Genomic DNA, 18,558 nt, shown 5'->3' with positions numbered 1-18,558 from the left:
ACGATGGGTCGGGTGACGATCCGTCGCGGCATCCCCCCGCTGCTCGTCCTGCTCGCGCTGACCGGCTGCTCGGCCGAGGCACCGGCCGCCGTACAACTGGCCGACGTCAAGCGCGCCCCCGTCACCGAGGTCGTCGAGGCGCCCGCCACCATCGGCGCCCGCGCCACGGCCACCCTCCGCTCGCCCGCCCAGGGCACGATCGCCCACCTGTACGTCCGCGAGGGCGACCACGTGCGCAAGGGCCAGATCGTGGCCAAGATCCGTTCGCCGCAGGCCCAGGACCAGCTCAAGCAGGCCCGGCGGGCGTCGAAGTCGGCCGCGCCCCCGACCCCGAGCCTGGGCCGCCCGAACGTCCGGCTCGCCTCCTTCGACACCGGCGCGTTCGACCGCAAGGTGGCCGCGCACTTCGCCAAGGCACGCAGGGAGGCGAAGAAGATCGACGACGCCCAGGCCCGCAGGCAGTTGCTCAGCGCCATCGGCCTGGCCGAGGCCCAGCACAAGGCGCAGACCAGGGCCCTGAAGTCGATCACCGCGCAGCTCAACCGGTCGATCAACAGCGTGCTGGCCGGGGTCACCAGCGGGTTCGGCGGGCTGACGTCGTCCATGGCGTCGTTACAGGCCGCCTCCAAGTCCCAGGCGAAGGCCGCGGTCAAGGCGGCGGAGAGCGCGGTGAAGTCGCTCACCGTCAAGGCGCCGTTCGGCGGGGTGATCACGCTCGGCCGGCCCTCGGGCGGCGGCGCCGCGAGCAGCCTGAACGGCCTGCTCAGCCAGCTGCCCACCGGCGGTCAGCAGCTGCCCGCCGACACCTCCGGCGGCTCGGCGAGCGGCGGCACGCCGGTGGCGGCCGGTGTTCCCGTCTCGGCGGGCGACCCGATCGTCACCGTCACGGACATCTCGGAGCTCACCCTCTCCGCCGACATCGACGAGACCGACGTGCTGCTGGTCAAGAAGGGCACCAAGGCCACGGTCGAGCTCGACGCGGTCCCCGGCGCGGCCTACACCGCGCGGGTCACGGGCGTCGGCGTGACACCGATGCCCGGCACGACGGGTGGCGTCAGCTACCCGGTGCAGCTCACGCTCGGCGCGGGCCGGTTCGACGACGGCGCCGCGGCGCCCACCCCCAAACCGGGTATGAGCGCGGTGACGCGGCTGACGGTCCGCGAGTCGCCCGCCGCCATCGCGGCCCCGGCCTCGGCGATCGTCTCCAGCGGGCGCGAGAGCGTGGTCTGGGTGGTCAGGAACGGTACGGCGGAGCGCCGCGTGGTCAAGCTCGGCGCCCAGGGGGAGGCGGTGGTCGAGGTGCTGAACGGACTGTCGGTCGGTGACCGGATCGTGGTCAAGGGCGCGGACTCGGTACGGCAAGGGCAGCGGCTGCCATGACCGCCGCCGCGTCGGACGCCGCTTTGGAAGCCGTCGATCTCACCAGGCGCTATCAGCTCGACGGCGTCGCCGTGGAGGCGTTGCGCGGTGTGTCGCTGCGCATCGGCCGCGGCGAGTTCGTAGCCATCATCGGGCCGTCCGGGTCCGGCAAGTCCACGCTGATGCACTTACTCGGCTGCCTCGACCGGCCCACCTCCGGGCGGCTGCGGGTGAACGGGGTGGAGATGTCGCAGCTGTCCGACACCCAGCTGGCCGAGCTGCGCAACAAGACGATCGGGTTCGTGTTCCAGTCGTTCCACCTGCTGGCCAGGACCACGGCGCTGGAGAACGTGGCGCTGCCGCTGGTCTACCGGGGGGTCGGCAAGGCCGAGCGCCGGTCCAGGGCACGGGCCGCGCTGGAGGCGGTGGGTCTGGGGCACCGGATGGAGCACCGGCCCTCGCAGATGTCCGGCGGCGAGCAGCAGCGCGTGGCGATCGCCAGGGCGCTGGTGGGCGAGCCGAAGGTGCTGCTGGCCGACGAGCCGACGGGCAATCTCGACACCCGCAACGGCGCCGAGGTCATGGCCATACTCGACCGGCTCAACAGTGACAGCGGGGTGGCCGTGGTGCTGGTCACGCACGAGCCGGAGGTCGCGGGGCACGCCCGGCGGCAGATCCACGTACGCGATGGGCTGATCGAGCTGGACACCGGCGCCCGGGAAAGCGCGGAGAGCGAGCAGAGGGACGGCGGCGGCGCGGGGTGAGGGGGCGCGAGGCGTTCGGCATGGCGCTGGAGGCGCTGCGGGTCAACCGGATGCGCAGCGTGCTGACCATGCTCGGGGTCGTCATCGGCGTGCTCGCCGTAGTGATCCTGGTGGCCGTCGGCACCGGCGCGAAGGACGCGGTGGAGAAGGAGATCTCCGGCCTGGGCACCAACATCATCCTGGTCGTCCCCGGCCGGCTCACCGTGGGCGCGGCGCCGACCCAGAGCAAGCTCAACCTGGCCGACGTCGCGTACGTGCGGCGCGTGGTCGGCGACCCGTCCAAGGTGACGGTCTCGCTGCAGTCGGGCGAGACCGTACGGGTCGGCGGGACCGAGGCGTTCGTCACGATCGTCGGCACCGACCAGAACCTCACCAACATCTTCGACCGCCCGCTCGACAAGGGCCGCCACCTGAGCGGGACCGACGTCGACACCCGGCGCCGGGTCGCCGTGCTCGGCTCCGAGGTGGCCGACAAGCTGTTCGGCGACCTCGACCCGATCGGGCGGCAGCTGACGATCTCCGGGGCGCGGTTCCGGGTCGTCGGCGTCTACGCCAAGATCGGCCAGACCTTCGGGGTCTCGCGCGACCAGGAGGTGCACATCCCGGTGACGACGGCCCAGCGGCTGCTCGGCATCGCCAGGGTCAACGGCATCGCGGTCGGCGCGTCCGGGCCCGACGAGATCGAGCCGCTCCAGAGCCGGGTCGTGGCGGCGCTGACCGACAGGTATCCGGGGGAGAAGTTCTCGGCTGTCACGCAGACCCAGTTGCTCGGCACGATCGGCAGCGTGCTCGGCATGCTCACCGGCGTGCTGGCCGCGATCGCCGGCATCTCGCTGCTGGTGGGCGGCGTGGGCGTGTCCAACATCATGCTGGTCAGCGTCAGGGAGCGGACCCGTGAGATCGGGCTGCGCAAGGCGCTCGGGGCCAGGCAGCGCGACATACTGACCCAGTTCCTGATCGAGGCGGTGCTGCTGACGACGATCGGCGGCGTCATCGGGATCCTGCTCGGCGTCGGCGGCGCCCTCGCCATCCAGGCGCTCACGCCGGTGCCCGCGTCGATCACCTGGTGGTCGATCGCGCTGGCGTTCGGCGTCTCGGCGGCGGTGGGCGTGTTCTTCGGCGTCGCGCCCGCGCGGAGGGCCGGCCGGTTGGACCCGGTCGTCGCCCTCCGCGCCGAGTGACGTGCTTGGTGACGTGCTGAGCGGCGTGCCGACCGAGTGACGCGCCCGGTGACGCGGTTACGCGTCGCGGCGCCGCATCAGTACGGCGCCCGCGATCATCGCGACCGCCACCCAGGCGAGGTAGACCGCGAACCCGCTCCACGGGCCCAGGGAGCCGCGGCTCTCGCCGGACACGACCAGCAGGCCGGCGTTCGTGGTGAAGTATTCGGCCACGGTCCTGCCCCACTCGCCCGGGAGCTGGGACGCCACCGTGGGCAGCACCATGATCAGCGAGATGGCCGACACGATCGCGCCCGGCGTGTGCCTGATCAGCGTGCCCAGTCCCAGCCCGAACAGCCCGCACGCGGTCAGGTAGAGACCTGACCCGAGCGTAGCCCGCGCCACCTCCCCCATCTCGATGGACGCCGGCTGGGAGATCGCCAGGCCGACACCCATCGCGACGGCCGACGCGACCAGGCAGACGACGAGCGACACCGCGACGAACACCACGATCTTGCCGGTCAGCAGGCGCATGCGCTGGGGCACGGCCATGAGCGAGGTGCGGATGCCTCCGGTGCGGTATTCGCTGGAGATCACCAGAACGCCCAGGGTGGCCATGGAGATCGAGGCCATCATCGCACCGGTCAGGCTCGACACGATCGCCTGCGAGCCCGGGATCGGCCCGTTGGCCATGTTCTTGGTCGTGATGCTGAGGAGGGCGGAGAAGCCCAGCATCAGTACGGCGGTGACGGCCAGGGTCCACACCGTCGAGCGGACAGAGCGGATCTTGGTCCATTCGGAGCGGAGAATGTCGATCATGATGAGTACTCCAGGCTGTCCTTGGTGAGCTCCATGTAGGCCGCTTCGAGCGAGGGCTGGACGAGCGTCAGCTCCTCCAGCGGCAACCCGGCCCGCGCGGTGATCGTGCCGATCTCCAGCGGCGTCACCCCGGTCACCCGCAGGTGGTCGGCGTGCAGGTCACCGACCTTGAGCAGATCGGCCACCTCGGCCAGGCGGGGCGAGCGCACCCGTACGTACGACTGCGAGCTGCGCCCGATGAACTCCGACATGCTCGTGTCGGCGATCAGCGCGCCCTTGCCGATCACCACCAGGTGGTCGGCCGTCTGCGCCATCTCGCTCATCAGGTGGCTGGAGACGAACACCGTGCGCCCCTCGGCCGCCAGCTTCCGCATGAACGTGCGGATCCACAGGATGCCGTCCGGGTCCAGCCCGTTGACGGGCTCGTCGAAGAGCAGGATCTCCGGATCGCCGAGCAGCGCGGCGGCGATGCCGAGCCGCTGCGACATGCCGAGCGAGAACCCGCCGACCCGTCGCTTGGCCACCTTGGCCAGGCCGACCACCTCCAGCACCTCCTCCACCCTGCTCGCCGGGATGGCGTTGGTCTGCGCGATGGCCAGCAGGTGGTTGCGGGCGCTGCGCCCGCCGTGCACGGCCTTGGCGTCGAGCAGCGCGCCGACCTTGCGCAGCGGGTGCCGCAGCTCCCCGTACGGCCTGCCGTCCACGAGGACCGACCCGCCCGACGGGTGGTCCAGGCCGAGGATCATGCGCATGGTCGTCGACTTCCCGGCGCCGTTGGGTCCCAGGAACCCGGTCACCTGGCCGGGCTCGACGTCGAAGGACAGGTCGGCCACGGCCACGGTGCCGCCGTAGCGCTTGCTCAGGTTCGTTGCCCGGATCGCGGTCATGACCCAAGCGTGGCCGGGCGGGAGTGGGATTTCGTCCTGCTGGAGGACTGTTCGCGGGCGCGGCCTCTGGGACCCTGCTCCTACTCTCCAGGGGTGATCAGCGCCGCCTCGTAGGCCACGATCACCGCCTGGGCCCGGTCCCGGACGCCGATCTTGGCGAACAGGTTCGTCACGTGGTTCTTGACGGTCGAGGGGGAGACGTCCAGCTCCTCGGCGATCTCCGCGTTGGACCTGCCGCGGGCGATCAGGACGAGCGTCTCGCGTTCGCGCTCGGTCAGCCCGTCCAGCGTCGTGGGAGCCGCCCGGCGGCGCGGTCGCGCAGCCCGTACGAACGTGCCGATCAGGCGGGTCAGCAGGCGCGGCGCCACGGCGGACTCGCCGCGGTGCACCACACGGACGCCCTCGACCAGCTCCTCGGGGGAGACGTCCTTGGGCAGGAACCCGGCGGCGCCCGCCCGCAGGGCCGCCACCACGTTCTCGTCCAGGTCGAACGTGCTCAGCGCGAGCACCCGCACACCGGGCGACTCCACGGTGATCCGTTCGGTCGCGCGTACCCCGTCGAGGCCCGGCATGTGCAGGTCCATCAGCACCACGTCCGGGCGCAGCCGCTCGCACAGCGCGACCGCCTCCGCGCCGTCGGCCGCCTGGCCCACCACGCGCATGTCCGGCTGGGCGTCGAGCATGAGCTGGAAGCCCTTGCGCACCAGCGCGTGGTCGTCGGCCAGCAGTACGGTGATCATGTCGTCTCCAGGGGAATGCGGGCACGCACCAGGAAGCCGCCCTCCGAACGGGGGCCCGTACGCAGCAGGCCGCCGCACAGCGTCACGCGCTCGGCCATCCCGTCCAGCCCGAACCCCGGGGCCGGGGCGGTCCGGCCGCCCGAGGCGGGCAGGCCGTCGTCGATGACCTCCACCTCGACCGCCTCGCTGTCGTAGGCCAGCCGGACGCTGGCCCGCGCCCCCACGGTGTGCTTGCGGGTGTTGGTCAGCGCCTCCTGCACGATCCGGTAGACGGCGTGGTCGACGGCCGCCGGCAGCGTGACGGGCTCCCCGATCACGGTCAGGCTCGTGGGCAGCCCGGCGGTCGCGGCCTCCTGGACCAGCGCCGACAGCCGGGCGGCGCCCACCCCGGTCGCGGCGTCGGCGCCCCCCTCGATCCTGAGCAGCCCGTCCGTGGTGAACACGCCGCCGGTTCCGACCGGGTCGTCGGCCCTGAGCACGTTGAGGAGCTGGCGCATCTCCGCCAGCGCCTGGCGCGCGGTCCGCTCCGCCCCGGCCAGGGCGTCATGGGCGGCGTCCTCGCTCGGCGGCAGGGTGGCCCTGGCGCCCCCGACCAGCACGTTGATGACGCTGATGTGGTGGGCCACGACATCGTGCAGCTCCCTGGCGATGCGCCGCCGCTCGGCGCGGACCGCGCTCTCGGTGGCCTCCCGTTGGCCGCGCTCCCTGAGCTCGGTGCGCACTCTGACGAGCTGCCCGACGACTATGGGGGCCAGCGGGTACAACCCGGCCATCCACGAGCCGGGCACTGGCCTGATCAGGTGGTGGGCCAGGCCGTAGACCACGCTCTCGCCGACGGCGGTGAGCGCGGCGGTCCTGCCCGGGGTGTAGCGGCCCACGCTGTAGAAGGCGATCGTCGAGGAGATGTTGGCCGACGCCACGATGCCGGCGGCCATGCCGAAGATCTCACCGACGGTCTCGATCGCGGCGACCGTGACGGGCCGGCTCCGCCGTAACAGCAGCGGGAACGTGCTGAGGATGAAGAGGGCGGCGCCCTCGCCGACGTCCGGGTAGCCCTGGCGCAGCACGGAGACCAGGCCGACGCTCGCGGCCCCGGCGAGCACGGTCACCAGCGTGATGTCGAAGACGCGCGGACGCTTGAAGAAGCGCCATGCGGCCGTGATGCGTCGCATGAAGCGCATGATCCAACCCTATGCGGCACTTATTGAAAAGCGGCGATATTTCGCCGGAACAGTCCCCGTCACCGTCTGGACGCGGCCAGTTGACGCTGCGGTAACGTCGCTCCAAGGGCGAGGGACGGGAGCGGGAATGAGTTCTACGGCAAGGGCCATCTGGGACGATGCTCTCACTTCCTACGATTTCGGGCCGAGCCATCCACTGGCGCCCGTCAGGGTGGAGCTGACGATGGCGCTCGCCCGCGAGCTCGGTGTGCTGGACAAGATCGAGGTGGTCGGCTGTGCGCCCGCCACCGACGACGACCTGGCCCTGGTGCACCGGCGCGACTACATCGAGGCCGTCAAGCGCGTCTCCGCCTCCGGTGGGGCCGACCTGTCCGTGGGGCTCGGCACGACTGACAATCCGGCCTTCAAGGGCGTACACGAGGCCTCGGCGCTCATCGCGGGCGCGACGCTCGCGGCCGCCCGCGCGGTCTGGGAGGGCACGGCCGAGCACGCGGTCAACGTCGCCGGCGGTCTGCACCACGCGATGGCCGGTAACGCCAGCGGCTTCTGCGTCTACAACGATCCGGCGCTGGCCATCGCCTGGCTGCTCGCGCAGGGGGTCGGCCGCATCGCCTACGTGGACGTCGACGTGCACCACGGCGACGGCGTGCAGGCGATGTTCTACGACGACCCCCGGGTGCTGACGATCAGCCTGCACGAGAGCCCGCGCACGCTGTTCCCCGGCACCGGCTACCCGGGGGAGACCGGCGCGGAGGGCACGGCGGTCAACGTGGCGCTGCCCGCGGGCTGCGGAGACGAGGGCTGGCTGCGGGCCTTCGACTCGGTCGTGCCGCCGCTGCTGCGCGAGTTCCGGCCGGAGATCCTGGTGACCCAGCATGGCTGCGACAGCCACGCGCTCGACCCGCTCGCCAACCTGATGCTCAGCCTCGACGGCCAGCGCACCGCCTACGCCGCCCTGCACCGGCTGGCGCACGAGACGGCCGGCGGCCGGTGGATCGCGACGGGCGGGGGCGGCTACGAGCTGGTCCAGGTGGTGCCGCGGGCCTGGACGCACCTGATGGCCGAGCTGTCCGGGCATCCGCTCGACCCGGCCACCCAGACACCCGCGGCCTGGCGGGCGTTCGTACGGGAGCGGACGGGCGAGACGCCCCCGCTGACCATGACGGACGGCAGAAATCCGGAATTTCGTGACCTGGCTGGTGGTTATGACCCAGCAGACCCCATCGACCGTGCGGTCATGGCGACCCGACAGGCGGTCTTCCCCCTGCACGGCCTCGACCCGATGCCTTAGGGAGAGCTGTGCTCAGCCGCGACCAACTCCGCGAACACCTGGTCCGCACCCGGATCGCCGGCGAGGTCGCCACGTCGCGCGAGAACAATCTCGACCACTACAGCTCGGTGGCCAACCGCGATCCCTATTACCTGCTGGGACTGACCCTTGAGCAGCCGTGGTCGTTCCGGGACGTCCTCGCGCAGATGGTCAAGGCGGCGGGCGTGCAGGCCGACGCGGGACACCGCTGGGGCCAGGACACCATCGACCCCGACCTGACGATCGACGCGCTCGACGCCATGGCCGACCGGATCGCCGGCGTGCTGTCGCGGGACAAGCCGCGGCTGCTGTTCGCCACCGGGCACCCCACGGGCCTGCTCGTCGTCCACCTCGCGCTCGCCCGGCTCGCCGTGGAGCGCGGGGCGACGCTGCTGACACCGGCCGAGGGCTGGACCTACTCCGGGTCGGGTTTCGGACGTGCCCGTAAGATCCGCTACCTCCAGGACATCGCCATGCTCGATGACAAGGGCGGATTCGTGCACACCCACGACTCCGCCCCGATGGAGCGGATGCTGACCGTCCTGGGCGAGGTCACGCCGGACCTCGTCATCGCCGACCACGGCTGGGCGGGAGCGGCTGGAGAGGCGGGTGTGCCGACGGTGGCGTTCGCCGACAGCAACGACCCCGGACTCTTCCTAGGCGAGGCCGAGGGCAAGATCGACGTGGTCGTGCCACTGGATGACAATGTGCTACCGCGCTACTACGAGCCGCTGATCGCCCATCTGGTCACACGAGCCTCACAGGCCCTTTGAGTTCAATTCGGTCATCCCCATACCGTCTTTTCGCGCCTGCATTCCAAGAGGCTCGCAGTCCCTTTGCCAACTTTTGAGGGGGCCTGGGCGACTCTTATGTGTGACAAGTTGGACAGTTCCAACGTCCAGGCGAGGTGCTCAAGCCGGTGGTTAACCAGCGATTTTGCTGGTTTGGCTGACAGGTAGCTCCGTCAGCTGAGAAAATAGGGGGTTTGCGCTGTCGGAGTCCCGACTTACGCTGACGGCAGTACACGTGCGTGAGCAGTGGCACCAGTGGGGATAACCCGTAAACACGTGCGGAAGAGGCGTCCGATGGGTGCAGGCGAAAGACCTCTCAGTGAGGTGAAGTTCCTGACGGTGGCGGAAGTGGCCACGGTCATGCGGGTGTCCAAGATGACGGTGTACCGCCTGGTGCACTCTGGCGAGCTGCCGGCCATCCGAGTCGGCCGGTCGTTCAGGGTGCCCGAGCAGGCGGTCCACGACTATCTGCGGGAGGCCTACATCGAGGCAGGGTAGATCTTGAGGTAGCGGCGTATGCCACACGCCGTGAATGCCGTCGTGGGAGACGCCCGGCCGCCACCGAGCGGCCGGGCTCACCCCCCAGGGGGCGATCCACAGCCGATCGCCGGTAGGCTGTGATCCGGTGTGCGCTCGCGCATCGGTTCAGATCTGCTATCAGTACCTGGGGGTCCCGTGGGCTCTGTGATCAAGAAGCGCCGCAAGCGGATGGCCAAGAAGAAGCACCGCAAGCTGCTCAAGAAGACGCGCATCCAGCGGCGCAACAAGAAGTAACAGACGCAGCTGCGAGGCGCTGATGACCCACACCGTGCTCGTCACCGGGGTCTCGCGCCACGTGGGCGCTCGGATGGCGAGCGTGCTCGCCGCCGACCCGGACATCAGTCGCGTCATCGGAGTGGACACCGTGCCGCCCCCCTCGCTGACGCGAGATGGCGGCATCTCCCTCGGCCGGACGGAGTTCGTCCGGGTCGATCTGCGCAGCCCCGACATCGCTCAGGTGATCGCGGCTGCCGACATCGACACCGTTGTGCACATGAGCCTGGTCAGCGCTCCGTCGCGGGGCGCGGGCAGGGCCGTGATGAAGGAGCACAACGTCATCGGCACCATGCAGTTGCTCGGTGCCTGCCAGCGGTCGGCGACCGTGCGGCGCGTGGTGGTCCGCTCGACCACCGCCGTCTACGGTTCGTCGCCACGGGATCCGGCGGTGTTCACGGAGGACCTGGAGCCGCACGACGGCCCGAGCCACGGCTACGCCAAGGACGCGGCCGAGGTGGAGGGCTACGTGCGCGGTTTCGCGCGCCGCCGGCCCGACATGGCGGTCTCGCTGCTGCGCTTCGCCAACTTCATGGGTCCCGGCGTCGACTCGCCGCTCACCCGCTACTTCACCCAGCCGGTGCTGCCGACCGTGTTCGGCTTCGACCCGCGGCTGCAGTTCGTCCATGAGGACGACGCGATCGAGGTGCTGCGGCGGATGGCGACCGAAGATCACCCCGGCACGTACAACGTGGCCGGGGCAGGCGTGTTGCTGCTGTCGCAGTGCGCGCGCCGGGCTGGGCGGCTGTCGCTGCCGCTGTTCGCGCCCGCCTTCCGCCTGCTGGGCGATGCCGCGCGCCGTGCCGGCCTGGTCGACTACTCGCCCGAGCAGGTCCGGCTGATGAGCCATGGCCGGGCGGTCGACTGCTCCAGGCTGGAGGCCGAGCTGGGCTGGAAGCCCAAGTTCACCACCGGAGCGGCTTTCGACGACTTTCTGCTCTCGCGGGGGCTGCACCCGCTCGGAGGTGTGCGGCATTGAGCGTTCCGAACGACGAGGCCCGCGTGATCCCCATCAGCTCGGCACCCTCCTTCGAGGAGCCGGAGCCGCTCGCCAGGCTGCTGGCCTTCATCCGGCGGCGCATCACCGGCGACTACGAGGTCGATGAGTTCGGCTATGACGCAGAGCTGACGGACAAGGTGCTGCTGGAGCTGATCAGGCCCCTCTACCACCACTGGTTCAGGGTCGAGACGGTCGATCTGAAGAACGTGCCCGAGGAGGGCGGCGCGCTGGTCGTGGCCAACCACTCCGGCACGCTGCCGGTCGACGCGCTGATGATGCAGGTGGCGCTGCACGACGAGGCGGACCGGCCGCTGCGGCTGCTCGGCGCCGACCTGGTCTACCAGCTCCCGATGCTCGCCCACCTGTCGCGCAAGACCGGCCACACGCTGGCCTGCCGCGAGGACGCCGACCGGCTGTTGCGCAAGGGCGAGCTGGTCGGGGTGTTCCCCGAGGGGTTCAAGGGCGTCGGCAAGCCGTTCTCCGAGCGCTACAAGCTGCAGCGCTTCGGCCGCGGCGGGTTCGTCGCGTCGGCGATCCGCGCCGGGGTGCCGATCCTGCCCACCGCCATCGTGGGCGCCGAGGAGATCTACCCCAAGATCGGCGATCTGCCGACGCTGGCCAGGCTGCTCGGCCTGCCCTATCTGCCGATCACCCCGCTCTTCCCGCTGCTCGGCCCGCTCGGCCTGGTGCCGCTGCCGTCGAAGTGGATGATCCAGTTCGGGGAGCCTATCCGTACCGACGAGTACGACGCGGCGGACGCCGACGATCCGGTGCTGGTGTTCAATCTCACCGATCACATCCGCGAGATCATCCAGCAGATGCTCAACGAGCTGAGGCTGCGCCGCGGCCCCGCCTTTCCGCCATTCTTCTGAACTCAACAGAATCTTGACATGATCGGTCAAGCCATCAAGGATGGGGAAACCGAGCAAGGCAAGACGGCGGCTGGACACCCATGGGTTCGACACCTAGGGAGCGTGCATGAGACGGCTCGTCGACTCCGTGCTCGTCACGAACGCCGGCGACCAGGTGATCCTGTCGACCGGCTCACGTGACGGTTTATCGCTGCGGGGCGACCTCGACCGCGTCGAGCAGGCGGTCACGCTGCTGCGGGACGGCGTCGACGACAGTGACATCCACGCGGACCGGCTGCTGGCCGACCTGGTGGCGGCGCTGACGCACATGGGGTGGCTCACCTCGGAGCCGCCGCAGTCGGCGGCCGAGTCCACCGGCCGGCTCGCCCGCCAGCACGGCTACCTGACGCTGTTCGCCCCCGACGCGCGCGAGCTCCAGTCGCGGATCGCCGCCTGCTCGGTCATGCTCCTCGGCGTGGGCGGCATCGGCGCGGTCGCGGCCCAGCACCTGGGCGCCGCCGGGGTCGGGCGCATCGTGGCCGTCGATCCCGACGTGGTCGAGCTGCACAACCTCAACAGGCAGCTGCCGTACACGACGAGAGACGTGGGCGTGCCCAAGGTCGACGCGCTCAGCGCGCGGCTGCTCGACTTCGCGCCCGAGACCGAGGTGGTGTCCGTACGGCGGCGCGTCGCCAGTGCGGCCGACCTCGACGGCCTGCCCCATGTGGACCTCGTCCTCATCGGCGCCGACGAGCCCGCCGAGCTGGCCGACACGGTCTGGCGGTGGTGCCGCGAACGTGACGTGGCCATGAGCCGCGCGGCGGTCGCCCACGAGCACGGCCACTGGGGCCCGCTCCTGTCGCCCCGCGAGGGGCACTGCCACACCTGCTTCGAGCACGCCCGTGAGGCCGGGCTGTCGCGCGAGCGGCGGCTGGAGGGCGGTCACGGCCCCACGCCGTGGTCGTTCGGCGCCACCAACACGGTCATCGCGGCCTGGGCCGTGCACGACATCGTCCAGTACATCGCCACGTCCGAATGCCCCACGCTCAACCGCCGCGCCCACCTGGACTTCGCCCACGGTGAGCTGCACTTCCTCGATGGTCCTCGCTGCACCTGCAACCAGTAGCGGGCCGCCGGTGTTCTCCAACTGAGACAACACCGGAAGGAAAAAATATGGATCTGCAACTTACCGGCCGCGTCGCCATCGTCACCGGGGCGTCCAAGGGCATCGGCCTGGCCGTGACACAGACCCTGATCGAGGAGGGCGCCCACGTCGTCGCGGCCTCCAGGACCCGCACCCCCGAGCTGCCCGACAAGGCGGTGCACGTACCGGTCGACCTGATGGACCCGCAGGCGCCCGCCGAGGTGGTCGCCCGTGCCGTCGAGGAGTTCGGGCGGCTGGACATCCTGGTCAACAACGCCGGTGGCCCGCCGCCCGGCGTGACGCTGCCGCACGCCGGGTTCATGACCTCGGACGACGACACCTGGCGGGCGATGTTCGAGTTCAACCTGTTCTCGGTACTCCGGATGATCCGCTCCGCCGTACCGGTGATGCTGGAGGGCGGCGGCGGCGCGATCGTCAACGTCTCCTCCGTCACCGCCCGGCAGCCTTCGGCGGTGAACATGGACTACGGCGCGGCCAAGTCGGCCCTCACCTTCGTCAGCAAGGCGGTCGACGAGGAGTACGGCCCGCAGGGCATCCGGGTCAACACCGTCTCTCCCGGGCCCGTGCTCACCCCCTGGTGGACCGACGAGGGCGGCGCGGCTGACGTCTTCGCGGGCATGGTCGGCGCCGACCGGGACAACCTGATCACCAAGGTGGCCCCGGAGATGATGAAGCTGACGACCGGCCGCCTGGTCACCCCGCAGGAGGTCGCCGACGCGATCGCGCTCCTGGTCTCGCCCCGCTCCGGCAGCACGGCGGGCGCCGACATCGTGATCGACGGAGGTTGCGTCAAGGAGGTGTGAGCGCGAACTCCGCGGCTTGCGGTGGCCCGCTGAACGCGGACCACCGTGAACCTGAATGGCGGGTTGTGGTGATACATCCCTGACCGACTTCCCCCGCAGAAGGGCGGAGATGATCACGCAACCCGCCACCAGGGGTGCGGACGCCGACCTCGTGCACGCTTCGTTAACCGATCCTGAAGTGTTCGCCGAGCTCTTCGACCGCTACTCCGCCATGCTCTACAGGTACGTCTCCAAACGGCTGGGCCCCGAGCCCGCCGAGGACATCGTCGGCGAGACGTTCCTGGTCGCCTTCTCCCGCAGGAAGAGCTACGACCCGAGCTATCCAGACGCCCGGCCGTGGCTCTTCGGCATCCTGACCAAGCTCGTCTCCCGGCACCATCGCACCGAGGCGGCCCGCTACCGCGCCCTGCAGCGCGCCCCTGTCGACGCCGACGTGGAGTCCCCGGCCGACCGCGTGGCCGCCGGGGTGACCGCGCAGGCGTCGCGCCCCGAACTGGCCAGCGCGCTGGCCGCCCTGCCCGCCAAGGACCGCGACGTACTCCTGCTGATCGCGTGGGGCGACCTGACGTACGACGAGGTCGCGCAGGCGCTCAGTATCCCGATCGGCACCGTACGCTCCCGCCTCAACAGGGGCAGGCGGAAGGTACGCGCGGCGCTCGGCGACACCAACCCGATGCTTGAGGAGGAGTGACGATGGACGACCTGAAGATGCTCCGCGACCTCGGCAGGGAGCTCGAACACCAGCCTCCGGCGACGCTGGTCCGCCAGCGGCAGCGCCTGCTCCAGGCCAGACCGCGGCGCAGGCGGCTGACGTGGCTGCTGACGGGCCTCGTCGGGGTGGCCACGATGGCCACGGTGGCCACGGTCGCCGTGCCCACACTGATGCTGGCGGGCCGGCAGACCGTGACGCCGCCGGCGGGTGCCCGCCCGGCCAATGCGAGCGGCGTGCTGAACGTGCTCCTGGTCGGCAGCGACAGCCAGGGAGGTTCGGACAGGTTCGACAACGGAGCCCGCTCCGACACTCTCCTGCTGCTGCATCTGCCGGCCGACCGGACGAAGGCCACGATCATCTCCTTCCCCAGGGACTCGATGGTGCGGATCCCCGCCTGCGGGTCCCAGCCGGCCAGGAAAGACATGATCAATCAGGCGTTCCGTATCGGCGGTCTCGCCTGTTCGGTGAAGACGGTCGAGACGCTGACGAAGGTGCGTGTCGACCACATGATGGAGGTCGAGTTCTCGGGCGTGGAGGCCATCGTGAACGCCCTCGGCGGGGTCGAGGTCACGTTGCCGCAGGCGGTGGATGACAAGAACGCGAAGCTGAGGCTCTCCGCGGGCAAGCACTTGCTCAACGGCAAGCAGGCGCTGGGCTACATTCGGTTGCGTCACTACGGCGACGGGTCGGACATCCAGCGCATCAAGCGCCAGCAGGTGCTCATGATGTCGATGCTGAAGAAGGCCAAGCAGTGGCTGAAGGATCCGGCGGCCCTGCGGTCCTTCCTCACCACGGCCGGCAAGTCGTTCAAGACCGACCCGGAGTTCGACCTCGACACCATGATCGGCATCGCCGAGACGCTGGAGAAGACCAAGATGCCCTTCGTCATGGTCCCCTGGGAGCCCGATCCCGACGACCGGAACCGGATCGTGTGGAAGCAGCCGGAGGCGGAGCAGCTCTTCGCCAGCTTGCGGTAGTTGCCCCTGGGGGGTTCGTCCACATGACCGTCTCGATCCGTGTGACGGTCTGTGGCGGCTGGGGTCCCTTGGACGGATACCCCCTCCGGGGGAGGGGACGCGGCCGGTCTGTGGCGGCTGGGGTCCCTTGGACGGATACCCCCTCCGGGGGAGGGGACGCGGCCGGTCCGTGGTGGCTGGGGGCCTTTGGGGATCCCCCTCCGGGGGAGCGGAAGAAGCCGGTTCATTGTGGCTGGAGCCATGGGGATATCCCCCTCGGGGAGGGGGAGGAGCCGGCCCGTCGTGGCTGGGGGCCTTTGGGGATCCCCCTCCGGGGCCAGGGAGCAGTCGGTCCGTCGTGGCCGAGGGCTGGAGGGAGGGCCGGGGCGGCTACTGCGTTGAGCGGTAGTGCTTGCGGAGGGCGATGCCGGCGGCGATGCCGCCGGCCACCGCTCCGACGCCCGCGGCGATCGGCAGGGCGGTCAGCGTCGCCTTTCTGCCGGTGCGGAAGTCCTTGATCGGCCAGTCGTGCTTCTTGGCGTGCTCGCGCAGCTCGCTGTCGGGGTTGATGGCCACCGGCTTGCCGACCAGCGACAGCATGGGCAGGTCGTTGGCCGAGTCGCTGTAGGCGGTGCACCGGGTGAGGTCGAGGCCCTCCCGGCGGGCCAGCGCCCGCACCGCCTCGGCCTTGGCCGGGCCGTGCAGCAGGTCGCCGACCAGCCGTCCGGTGTAGACGCCATTGGTGGTCTCGGCCACGGTGCCGAGCGCGCCGGTCAGACCGAGCCGCTGGGCGATGACCCTGGCCAGCTCGACCGGCGTGGCCGTGACCAGCCAGACGCGCTGGCCGCGGTCGAGGTGGCTCTGCGCGAGCGCCCGGGTGCCGCCCCAGATGCGGTCGGACATGACCTCGTCGTAGATCTCCTCGCCCAGCCGGATCACGTCGTCGACCTTCGCGCCCGCGACGAACGCCAGCGCGGTCTCGCGGGCCACCGCGATGTGCTCGGGGTTCTCGTTGCCGCGCAGCCGGAACACCGCCTGGCCGACGGCGAACTTGAACAGGTCGGAGGTGGTGAACAGGCCGCGCGTCGCCAGGCCCCTGGCGAAGTGGTAGATGGAGGCGCCGCGCATCATCGTGTTGTCGACGTCGAAGAAGGCGGCCGCCTGCTGGTCGGGCTCCGTAGGGGTCACCGTCACCGCGGCCGCCGCTGCGGCCTCGCCGGCGAGCTCCGCCTCCGCCTCGCGCTGTCGTCGCATTAGCCGCCACATGCGCCTCAGCTTATCGAAGGTCCGCTGAAAGCCTCGGCCTTCGGTTCGGGCCGGGGATGAATGCGGTCCTGTCAGATGGCCCGCCGGAGGCGGGACAGCCCGGGGTACGTAGCGCGGACCCGGAAGCGGTCAGGTGGGGCGGCGCTGTTGTTCGATGTAGGCCTCGATGATGGTGAGTGGGGCTCCGCCACAGGAGGCGGCGAGGTAAGAGGGTGACCAGAAGGGGCCGTGCATGATGGCCTGGTCTACGCGGCCGGGGAACTCCTTGCGCAGATAAAGGGATGAGACGCCCTTCAGCGAGTTGACGAGTTTGGAGACCCGCCATCTTCGGGGGGTAGTGGACAAGGAGGTGGACGTGGTCGTCTTCGCCGTTGAACTCGCGTAGTTCGGCCTCGAAACTGTCGCACACCTCGATCATGATGTCCTCGCAGCGTCGCAGCATCTCGTTGTTGAACATGCCTCGCCGCTGTTTGGTCACAAAGACCAGATGGACATGCATCGCAGAAACCGCATGTCTGCCTCGTCGGTATTCCACTTCCTGGCTCATAGACCAGATGATAGTGTGTTCGAGTCGATGGCAGGTGAGTGTCGCACAGTTGATGGGGCGTTCCCTCGTGTTGGCGGGTCGCAGGTGCCGGCTGGAGTTCGACTTCGGGCAACAGATGTTCGCCGAGCGGCTGGGCGGGATCTGCCGCAGCGTGTGGAACACCGGCCTCGAACAGCGCCGCGAATACCGGCGGCGAGGCGCCTACCTCAGTTACGAGGAGCAGTGCGCACAACTCGCCGAGGCGAAGAAGGACCCGTACTGCGACTGGCTCGCCGACGCCCCCGCCCAGGTCATCCAGCAGACGCTGAAGGACCTGGACCAGGCGTGCCGACAGCACGGCACCTGGAAGGTGCGTTGGAAGTCGCGGACGAAGTGGAAGCCGTCGTTTCGGTTCCCCACCGCGAAACACATCTCCGTCGAGCGGATCAAGGGCGGGTGGGGCCGGGTGTTCCTGCCGAAATTCGGGTGGGTGAGGTTCCGGATGTCGCGCCCGCTGGGCGGGGCGGTGAAGTCTGCGACCGTCTCTCGCGATGGCAGGCACTGGTTCATCTCGTTCCTGGTGGAGGACGGCCTGGCTCAGGTTGAACGCCACCTCCATCCCGACCGGCACGTCGGGGTAGACCGGGGTGTGCTCACGGCCGCGGTCACCTCCGACGGGGAGTTCTTCGATCGCCGCCACGCCGGAACCGGCAGCTTGTCCAGCCTGGTGCCACCCCCTGAGCGCAACAGGACAGGCAGCCTGATCTGGGGTTCCTCACTCCGGGCGAGGCGGAACGCTATCTGCGACTCGAGCGGCGGCTTGCCCGGTCGAAGAAGGGCTCCCGGCAGCGTGAACATGTCGTCGCGGCGATGGGCGACATGATGCGCCGCGTCCGGTGGCGTCGTACGGATTTCAACGCCCAGACCGCGCACCGCCTCACCCACCGCTACGCCATCGTGGTCCTGGAGAACCTCAACATCGACGGTATGACCACCAGTGTGCGGCCCAAGCCCGACTCCGGCCAGGTGGGCCGATACCTGCGCAACGGGGCGGCGGCGAAGTCCGCCTTGAACAAGGCGATCCTGGACAAGGGCTGGTACGGCCTGGAGAGCGCCCTGCGGAGCAAGGCCCGCTACAGCGGGACCGTCGTGGCGAAGGTCCCGGCCCCGTACACCTCACAAACATGCCCGGCACCTGCCTGTGGAAAGGTGGATGAGAAGAGCCGCGAGAGCCAAGCGGTCTTCTCCTGCACCGCCTGCGGGCACACCGAGCACGCCGACATCGTCGGGGCGAAGAACACGTTGGTCAGATATCGGGCGGCCGGGCTGGTCGTTCCAGGGCGTGGAGACCCATCCGGGTCCGTGAAGCGTCAAGCACCCCGTTCCACAGCGCGAGCCGCGCAAGCGGCATGAGCTGCCGCGCAAGCGGCACGGGAACCTCCGTCCCTTGAGAACG

20 protein-coding genes and 1 pseudogene are annotated in these 18,558 nt (G+C 70.0%); 15 read left to right on the top strand and 6 right to left on the bottom strand.

Features of this window, described 5'->3' with window-relative positions:
* Positions 1-12 precede the first annotated feature (12 nt).
* The 3 genes from ACIBO2_RS48265 to ACIBO2_RS48255 are packed head-to-tail and all read left to right on the top strand — an operon-like array spanning position 13 to position 3,304.
* Positions 13-1,380, top strand: a complete 1,368-nt coding sequence (locus ACIBO2_RS48265; protein ID WP_358546643.1) for an HlyD family efflux transporter periplasmic adaptor subunit — start codon at positions 13-15, stop codon at positions 1,378-1,380.
* Positions 1,377-2,123 carry an ABC transporter ATP-binding protein gene (locus ACIBO2_RS48260; RefSeq protein ID WP_358546640.1) on the top strand — a complete coding sequence of 249 codons (747 nt, stop codon included), beginning with the start codon at positions 1,377-1,379 and terminating at the stop codon, positions 2,121-2,123. Before ACIBO2_RS48265 ends, ACIBO2_RS48260 begins: the two co-directional genes overlap by 4 nt.
* Positions 2,120-3,304: an ABC transporter permease gene (locus tag ACIBO2_RS48255; RefSeq protein WP_358546637.1), complete on the top strand. Its 1,185-nt coding sequence runs from the start codon at positions 2,120-2,122 to the stop codon at positions 3,302-3,304. The genes ACIBO2_RS48260 and ACIBO2_RS48255 overlap by 4 nt, the downstream gene beginning before the upstream one ends.
* A 57-nt stretch (positions 3,305-3,361) precedes the next feature.
* On the opposite strand, the gene ACIBO2_RS48250 is transcribed toward ACIBO2_RS48255, so the two are convergent.
* From ACIBO2_RS48250 to ACIBO2_RS48235, 4 genes are all read right to left on the bottom strand, one after another.
* On the bottom strand, positions 3,362-4,102 hold the full coding sequence (locus ACIBO2_RS48250; protein WP_358546634.1) for an ABC transporter permease subunit: 741 nt from the start codon (positions 4,100-4,102) through the stop codon (positions 3,362-3,364).
* The gene (locus ACIBO2_RS48245; protein WP_358546631.1) at positions 4,099-4,989 is read right to left on the bottom strand and encodes an ABC transporter ATP-binding protein; all 891 of its coding nucleotides are present in this window, start codon (positions 4,987-4,989) and stop codon (positions 4,099-4,101) included. Before ACIBO2_RS48245 ends, ACIBO2_RS48250 begins: the two co-directional genes overlap by 4 nt.
* An 80-nt stretch (positions 4,990-5,069) precedes the next feature.
* Positions 5,070-5,729, bottom strand: a complete 660-nt coding sequence (locus ACIBO2_RS48240) for a response regulator transcription factor (RefSeq protein WP_358546627.1) — start codon at positions 5,727-5,729, stop codon at positions 5,070-5,072.
* Positions 5,726-6,901 (bottom strand): histidine kinase, encoded by a 1,176-nt coding sequence (locus tag ACIBO2_RS48235; protein ID WP_358546624.1) that lies wholly within the window; start codon positions 6,899-6,901, stop codon positions 5,726-5,728. Before ACIBO2_RS48235 ends, ACIBO2_RS48240 begins: the two co-directional genes overlap by 4 nt.
* 136 nt (positions 6,902-7,037) lie before the next feature.
* Between ACIBO2_RS48235 and ACIBO2_RS48230 the strand changes: the two genes are divergently transcribed.
* The 10 genes from ACIBO2_RS48230 (at position 7,038) to ACIBO2_RS48185 (ending at position 15,331) form a co-directional block, all read left to right on the top strand.
* Positions 7,038-8,201, top strand: a complete 1,164-nt coding sequence (locus ACIBO2_RS48230; protein ID WP_358546621.1) for an acetoin utilization protein AcuC — start codon at positions 7,038-7,040, stop codon at positions 8,199-8,201.
* 8 nt (positions 8,202-8,209) lie between these two features.
* Positions 8,210-8,992, top strand: a complete 783-nt coding sequence (locus ACIBO2_RS48225) for a phosphatase (protein ID WP_358546618.1) — start codon at positions 8,210-8,212, stop codon at positions 8,990-8,992.
* 312 nt (positions 8,993-9,304) lie between these two features.
* Positions 9,305-9,508 carry a helix-turn-helix domain-containing protein gene (locus ACIBO2_RS48220; RefSeq protein WP_026214222.1) on the top strand — a complete coding sequence of 68 codons (204 nt, stop codon included), beginning with the start codon at positions 9,305-9,307 and terminating at the stop codon, positions 9,506-9,508.
* 177 nt (positions 9,509-9,685) lie between these two features.
* On the top strand, positions 9,686-9,784 hold the full coding sequence (locus ACIBO2_RS48215) for a 30S ribosomal protein bS22 (RefSeq protein WP_018654693.1): 99 nt from the start codon (positions 9,686-9,688) through the stop codon (positions 9,782-9,784).
* Between the two features lie 22 nt (positions 9,785-9,806).
* A complete protein-coding gene (locus tag ACIBO2_RS48210) occupies positions 9,807-10,802 on the top strand; it encodes an NAD-dependent epimerase/dehydratase family protein (RefSeq protein ID WP_363992738.1) in 996 nt (331 codons plus the stop codon).
* Positions 10,799-11,695, top strand: coding sequence for a lysophospholipid acyltransferase family protein (locus ACIBO2_RS48205; RefSeq protein ID WP_397304476.1), 897 nt, complete (start codon positions 10,799-10,801; stop codon positions 11,693-11,695). The genes ACIBO2_RS48210 and ACIBO2_RS48205 overlap by 4 nt, the downstream gene beginning before the upstream one ends.
* A gap of 106 nt (positions 11,696-11,801) precedes the next feature.
* Entirely contained in the window at positions 11,802-12,800 is a 999-nt protein-coding gene (locus tag ACIBO2_RS48200; RefSeq protein ID WP_397304475.1) for a HesA/MoeB/ThiF family protein, read from the top strand.
* Between the two features lie 47 nt (positions 12,801-12,847).
* Positions 12,848-13,642, top strand: coding sequence for an SDR family NAD(P)-dependent oxidoreductase (locus ACIBO2_RS48195; protein WP_358546610.1), 795 nt, complete (start codon positions 12,848-12,850; stop codon positions 13,640-13,642).
* A 109-nt stretch (positions 13,643-13,751) separates the two neighbouring features.
* Entirely contained in the window at positions 13,752-14,333 is a 582-nt protein-coding gene (locus ACIBO2_RS48190; protein WP_358546608.1) for a sigma-70 family RNA polymerase sigma factor, read from the top strand.
* A 2-nt stretch (positions 14,334-14,335) separates the two neighbouring features.
* Positions 14,336-15,331: an LCP family protein gene (locus tag ACIBO2_RS48185; protein ID WP_363992742.1), complete on the top strand. Its 996-nt coding sequence runs from the start codon at positions 14,336-14,338 to the stop codon at positions 15,329-15,331.
* 369 nt (positions 15,332-15,700) lie between these two features.
* On the opposite strand, the gene ACIBO2_RS48180 is transcribed toward ACIBO2_RS48185, so the two are convergent.
* Complete coding sequence (locus tag ACIBO2_RS48180) at positions 15,701-16,576, bottom strand: HAD-IB family hydrolase (protein ID WP_357954629.1); 876 nt, start codon at positions 16,574-16,576, stop codon at positions 15,701-15,703.
* A gap of 129 nt (positions 16,577-16,705) precedes the next feature.
* Positions 16,706-17,123, bottom strand: a pseudogene (gene tnpA, locus ACIBO2_RS48175) (IS200/IS605 family transposase).
* 52 nt (positions 17,124-17,175) lie between these two features.
* Between tnpA and ACIBO2_RS48170 the strand changes: the two are divergent.
* Together ACIBO2_RS48170 and ACIBO2_RS48165 are read left to right on the top strand one after the other, a co-directional pair.
* Positions 17,176-17,985, top strand: a complete 810-nt coding sequence (locus ACIBO2_RS48170; RefSeq protein ID WP_397304474.1) for an RNA-guided endonuclease InsQ/TnpB family protein — start codon at positions 17,176-17,178, stop codon at positions 17,983-17,985.
* Positions 17,868-18,515 (top strand): RNA-guided endonuclease InsQ/TnpB family protein, encoded by a 648-nt coding sequence (locus ACIBO2_RS48165; RefSeq protein WP_397304524.1) that lies wholly within the window; start codon positions 17,868-17,870, stop codon positions 18,513-18,515. The genes ACIBO2_RS48170 and ACIBO2_RS48165 overlap by 118 nt, the downstream gene beginning before the upstream one ends.
* Positions 18,516-18,558: the final 43 nt, after the last annotated feature.

Origin of the sequence: Nonomuraea sp. NPDC050022 (assembly GCF_044460705.1) — a bacterium.
In the GTDB taxonomy this organism is placed as follows: domain Bacteria; phylum Actinomycetota; class Actinomycetes; order Streptosporangiales; family Streptosporangiaceae; genus Nonomuraea.
The sequence above is the reverse complement of the archived record's forward strand: the minus strand, read 5'-3'. Positions and strand labels throughout refer to the sequence as shown.

What these genes read in the sequence shown, in the direction of transcription:
- ACIBO2_RS48200 (WP_397304475.1), top strand. Translation starts at nt 11,802, where the DNA reads ATGAGACGGCTCGTCGACTCCGTGCTCGTCACGAACGCCGGCGACCAG.
- ACIBO2_RS48190 (WP_358546608.1), top strand. Translation starts at nt 13,752, where the DNA reads ATGATCACGCAACCCGCCACCAGGGGTGCGGACGCCGACCTCGTGCAC.
- ACIBO2_RS48245 (WP_358546631.1), bottom strand. Translation starts at nt 4,989, where the DNA reads ATGACCGCGATCCGGGCAACGAACCTGAGCAAGCGCTACGGCGGCACC.
- ACIBO2_RS48180 (WP_357954629.1), bottom strand. Translation starts at nt 16,576, where the DNA reads ATGTGGCGGCTAATGCGACGACAGCGCGAGGCGGAGGCGGAGCTCGCC.
- ACIBO2_RS48210 (WP_363992738.1), top strand. Translation starts at nt 9,807, where the DNA reads ATGACCCACACCGTGCTCGTCACCGGGGTCTCGCGCCACGTGGGCGCT.
- ACIBO2_RS48185 (WP_363992742.1), top strand. Translation starts at nt 14,336, where the DNA reads ATGGACGACCTGAAGATGCTCCGCGACCTCGGCAGGGAGCTCGAACAC.
- ACIBO2_RS48240 (WP_358546627.1), bottom strand. Translation starts at nt 5,729, where the DNA reads ATGATCACCGTACTGCTGGCCGACGACCACGCGCTGGTGCGCAAGGGC.
- ACIBO2_RS48195 (WP_358546610.1), top strand. Translation starts at nt 12,848, where the DNA reads ATGGATCTGCAACTTACCGGCCGCGTCGCCATCGTCACCGGGGCGTCC.
- ACIBO2_RS48235 (WP_358546624.1), bottom strand. Translation starts at nt 6,901, where the DNA reads ATGCGACGCATCACGGCCGCATGGCGCTTCTTCAAGCGTCCGCGCGTC.
- ACIBO2_RS48260 (WP_358546640.1), top strand. Translation starts at nt 1,377, where the DNA reads ATGACCGCCGCCGCGTCGGACGCCGCTTTGGAAGCCGTCGATCTCACC.
- ACIBO2_RS48220 (WP_026214222.1), top strand. Translation starts at nt 9,305, where the DNA reads ATGGGTGCAGGCGAAAGACCTCTCAGTGAGGTGAAGTTCCTGACGGTG.
- ACIBO2_RS48170 (WP_397304474.1), top strand. Translation starts at nt 17,176, where the DNA reads ATGGGGCGTTCCCTCGTGTTGGCGGGTCGCAGGTGCCGGCTGGAGTTC.
- ACIBO2_RS48230 (WP_358546621.1), top strand. Translation starts at nt 7,038, where the DNA reads ATGAGTTCTACGGCAAGGGCCATCTGGGACGATGCTCTCACTTCCTAC.
- ACIBO2_RS48250 (WP_358546634.1), bottom strand. Translation starts at nt 4,102, where the DNA reads ATGATCGACATTCTCCGCTCCGAATGGACCAAGATCCGCTCTGTCCGC.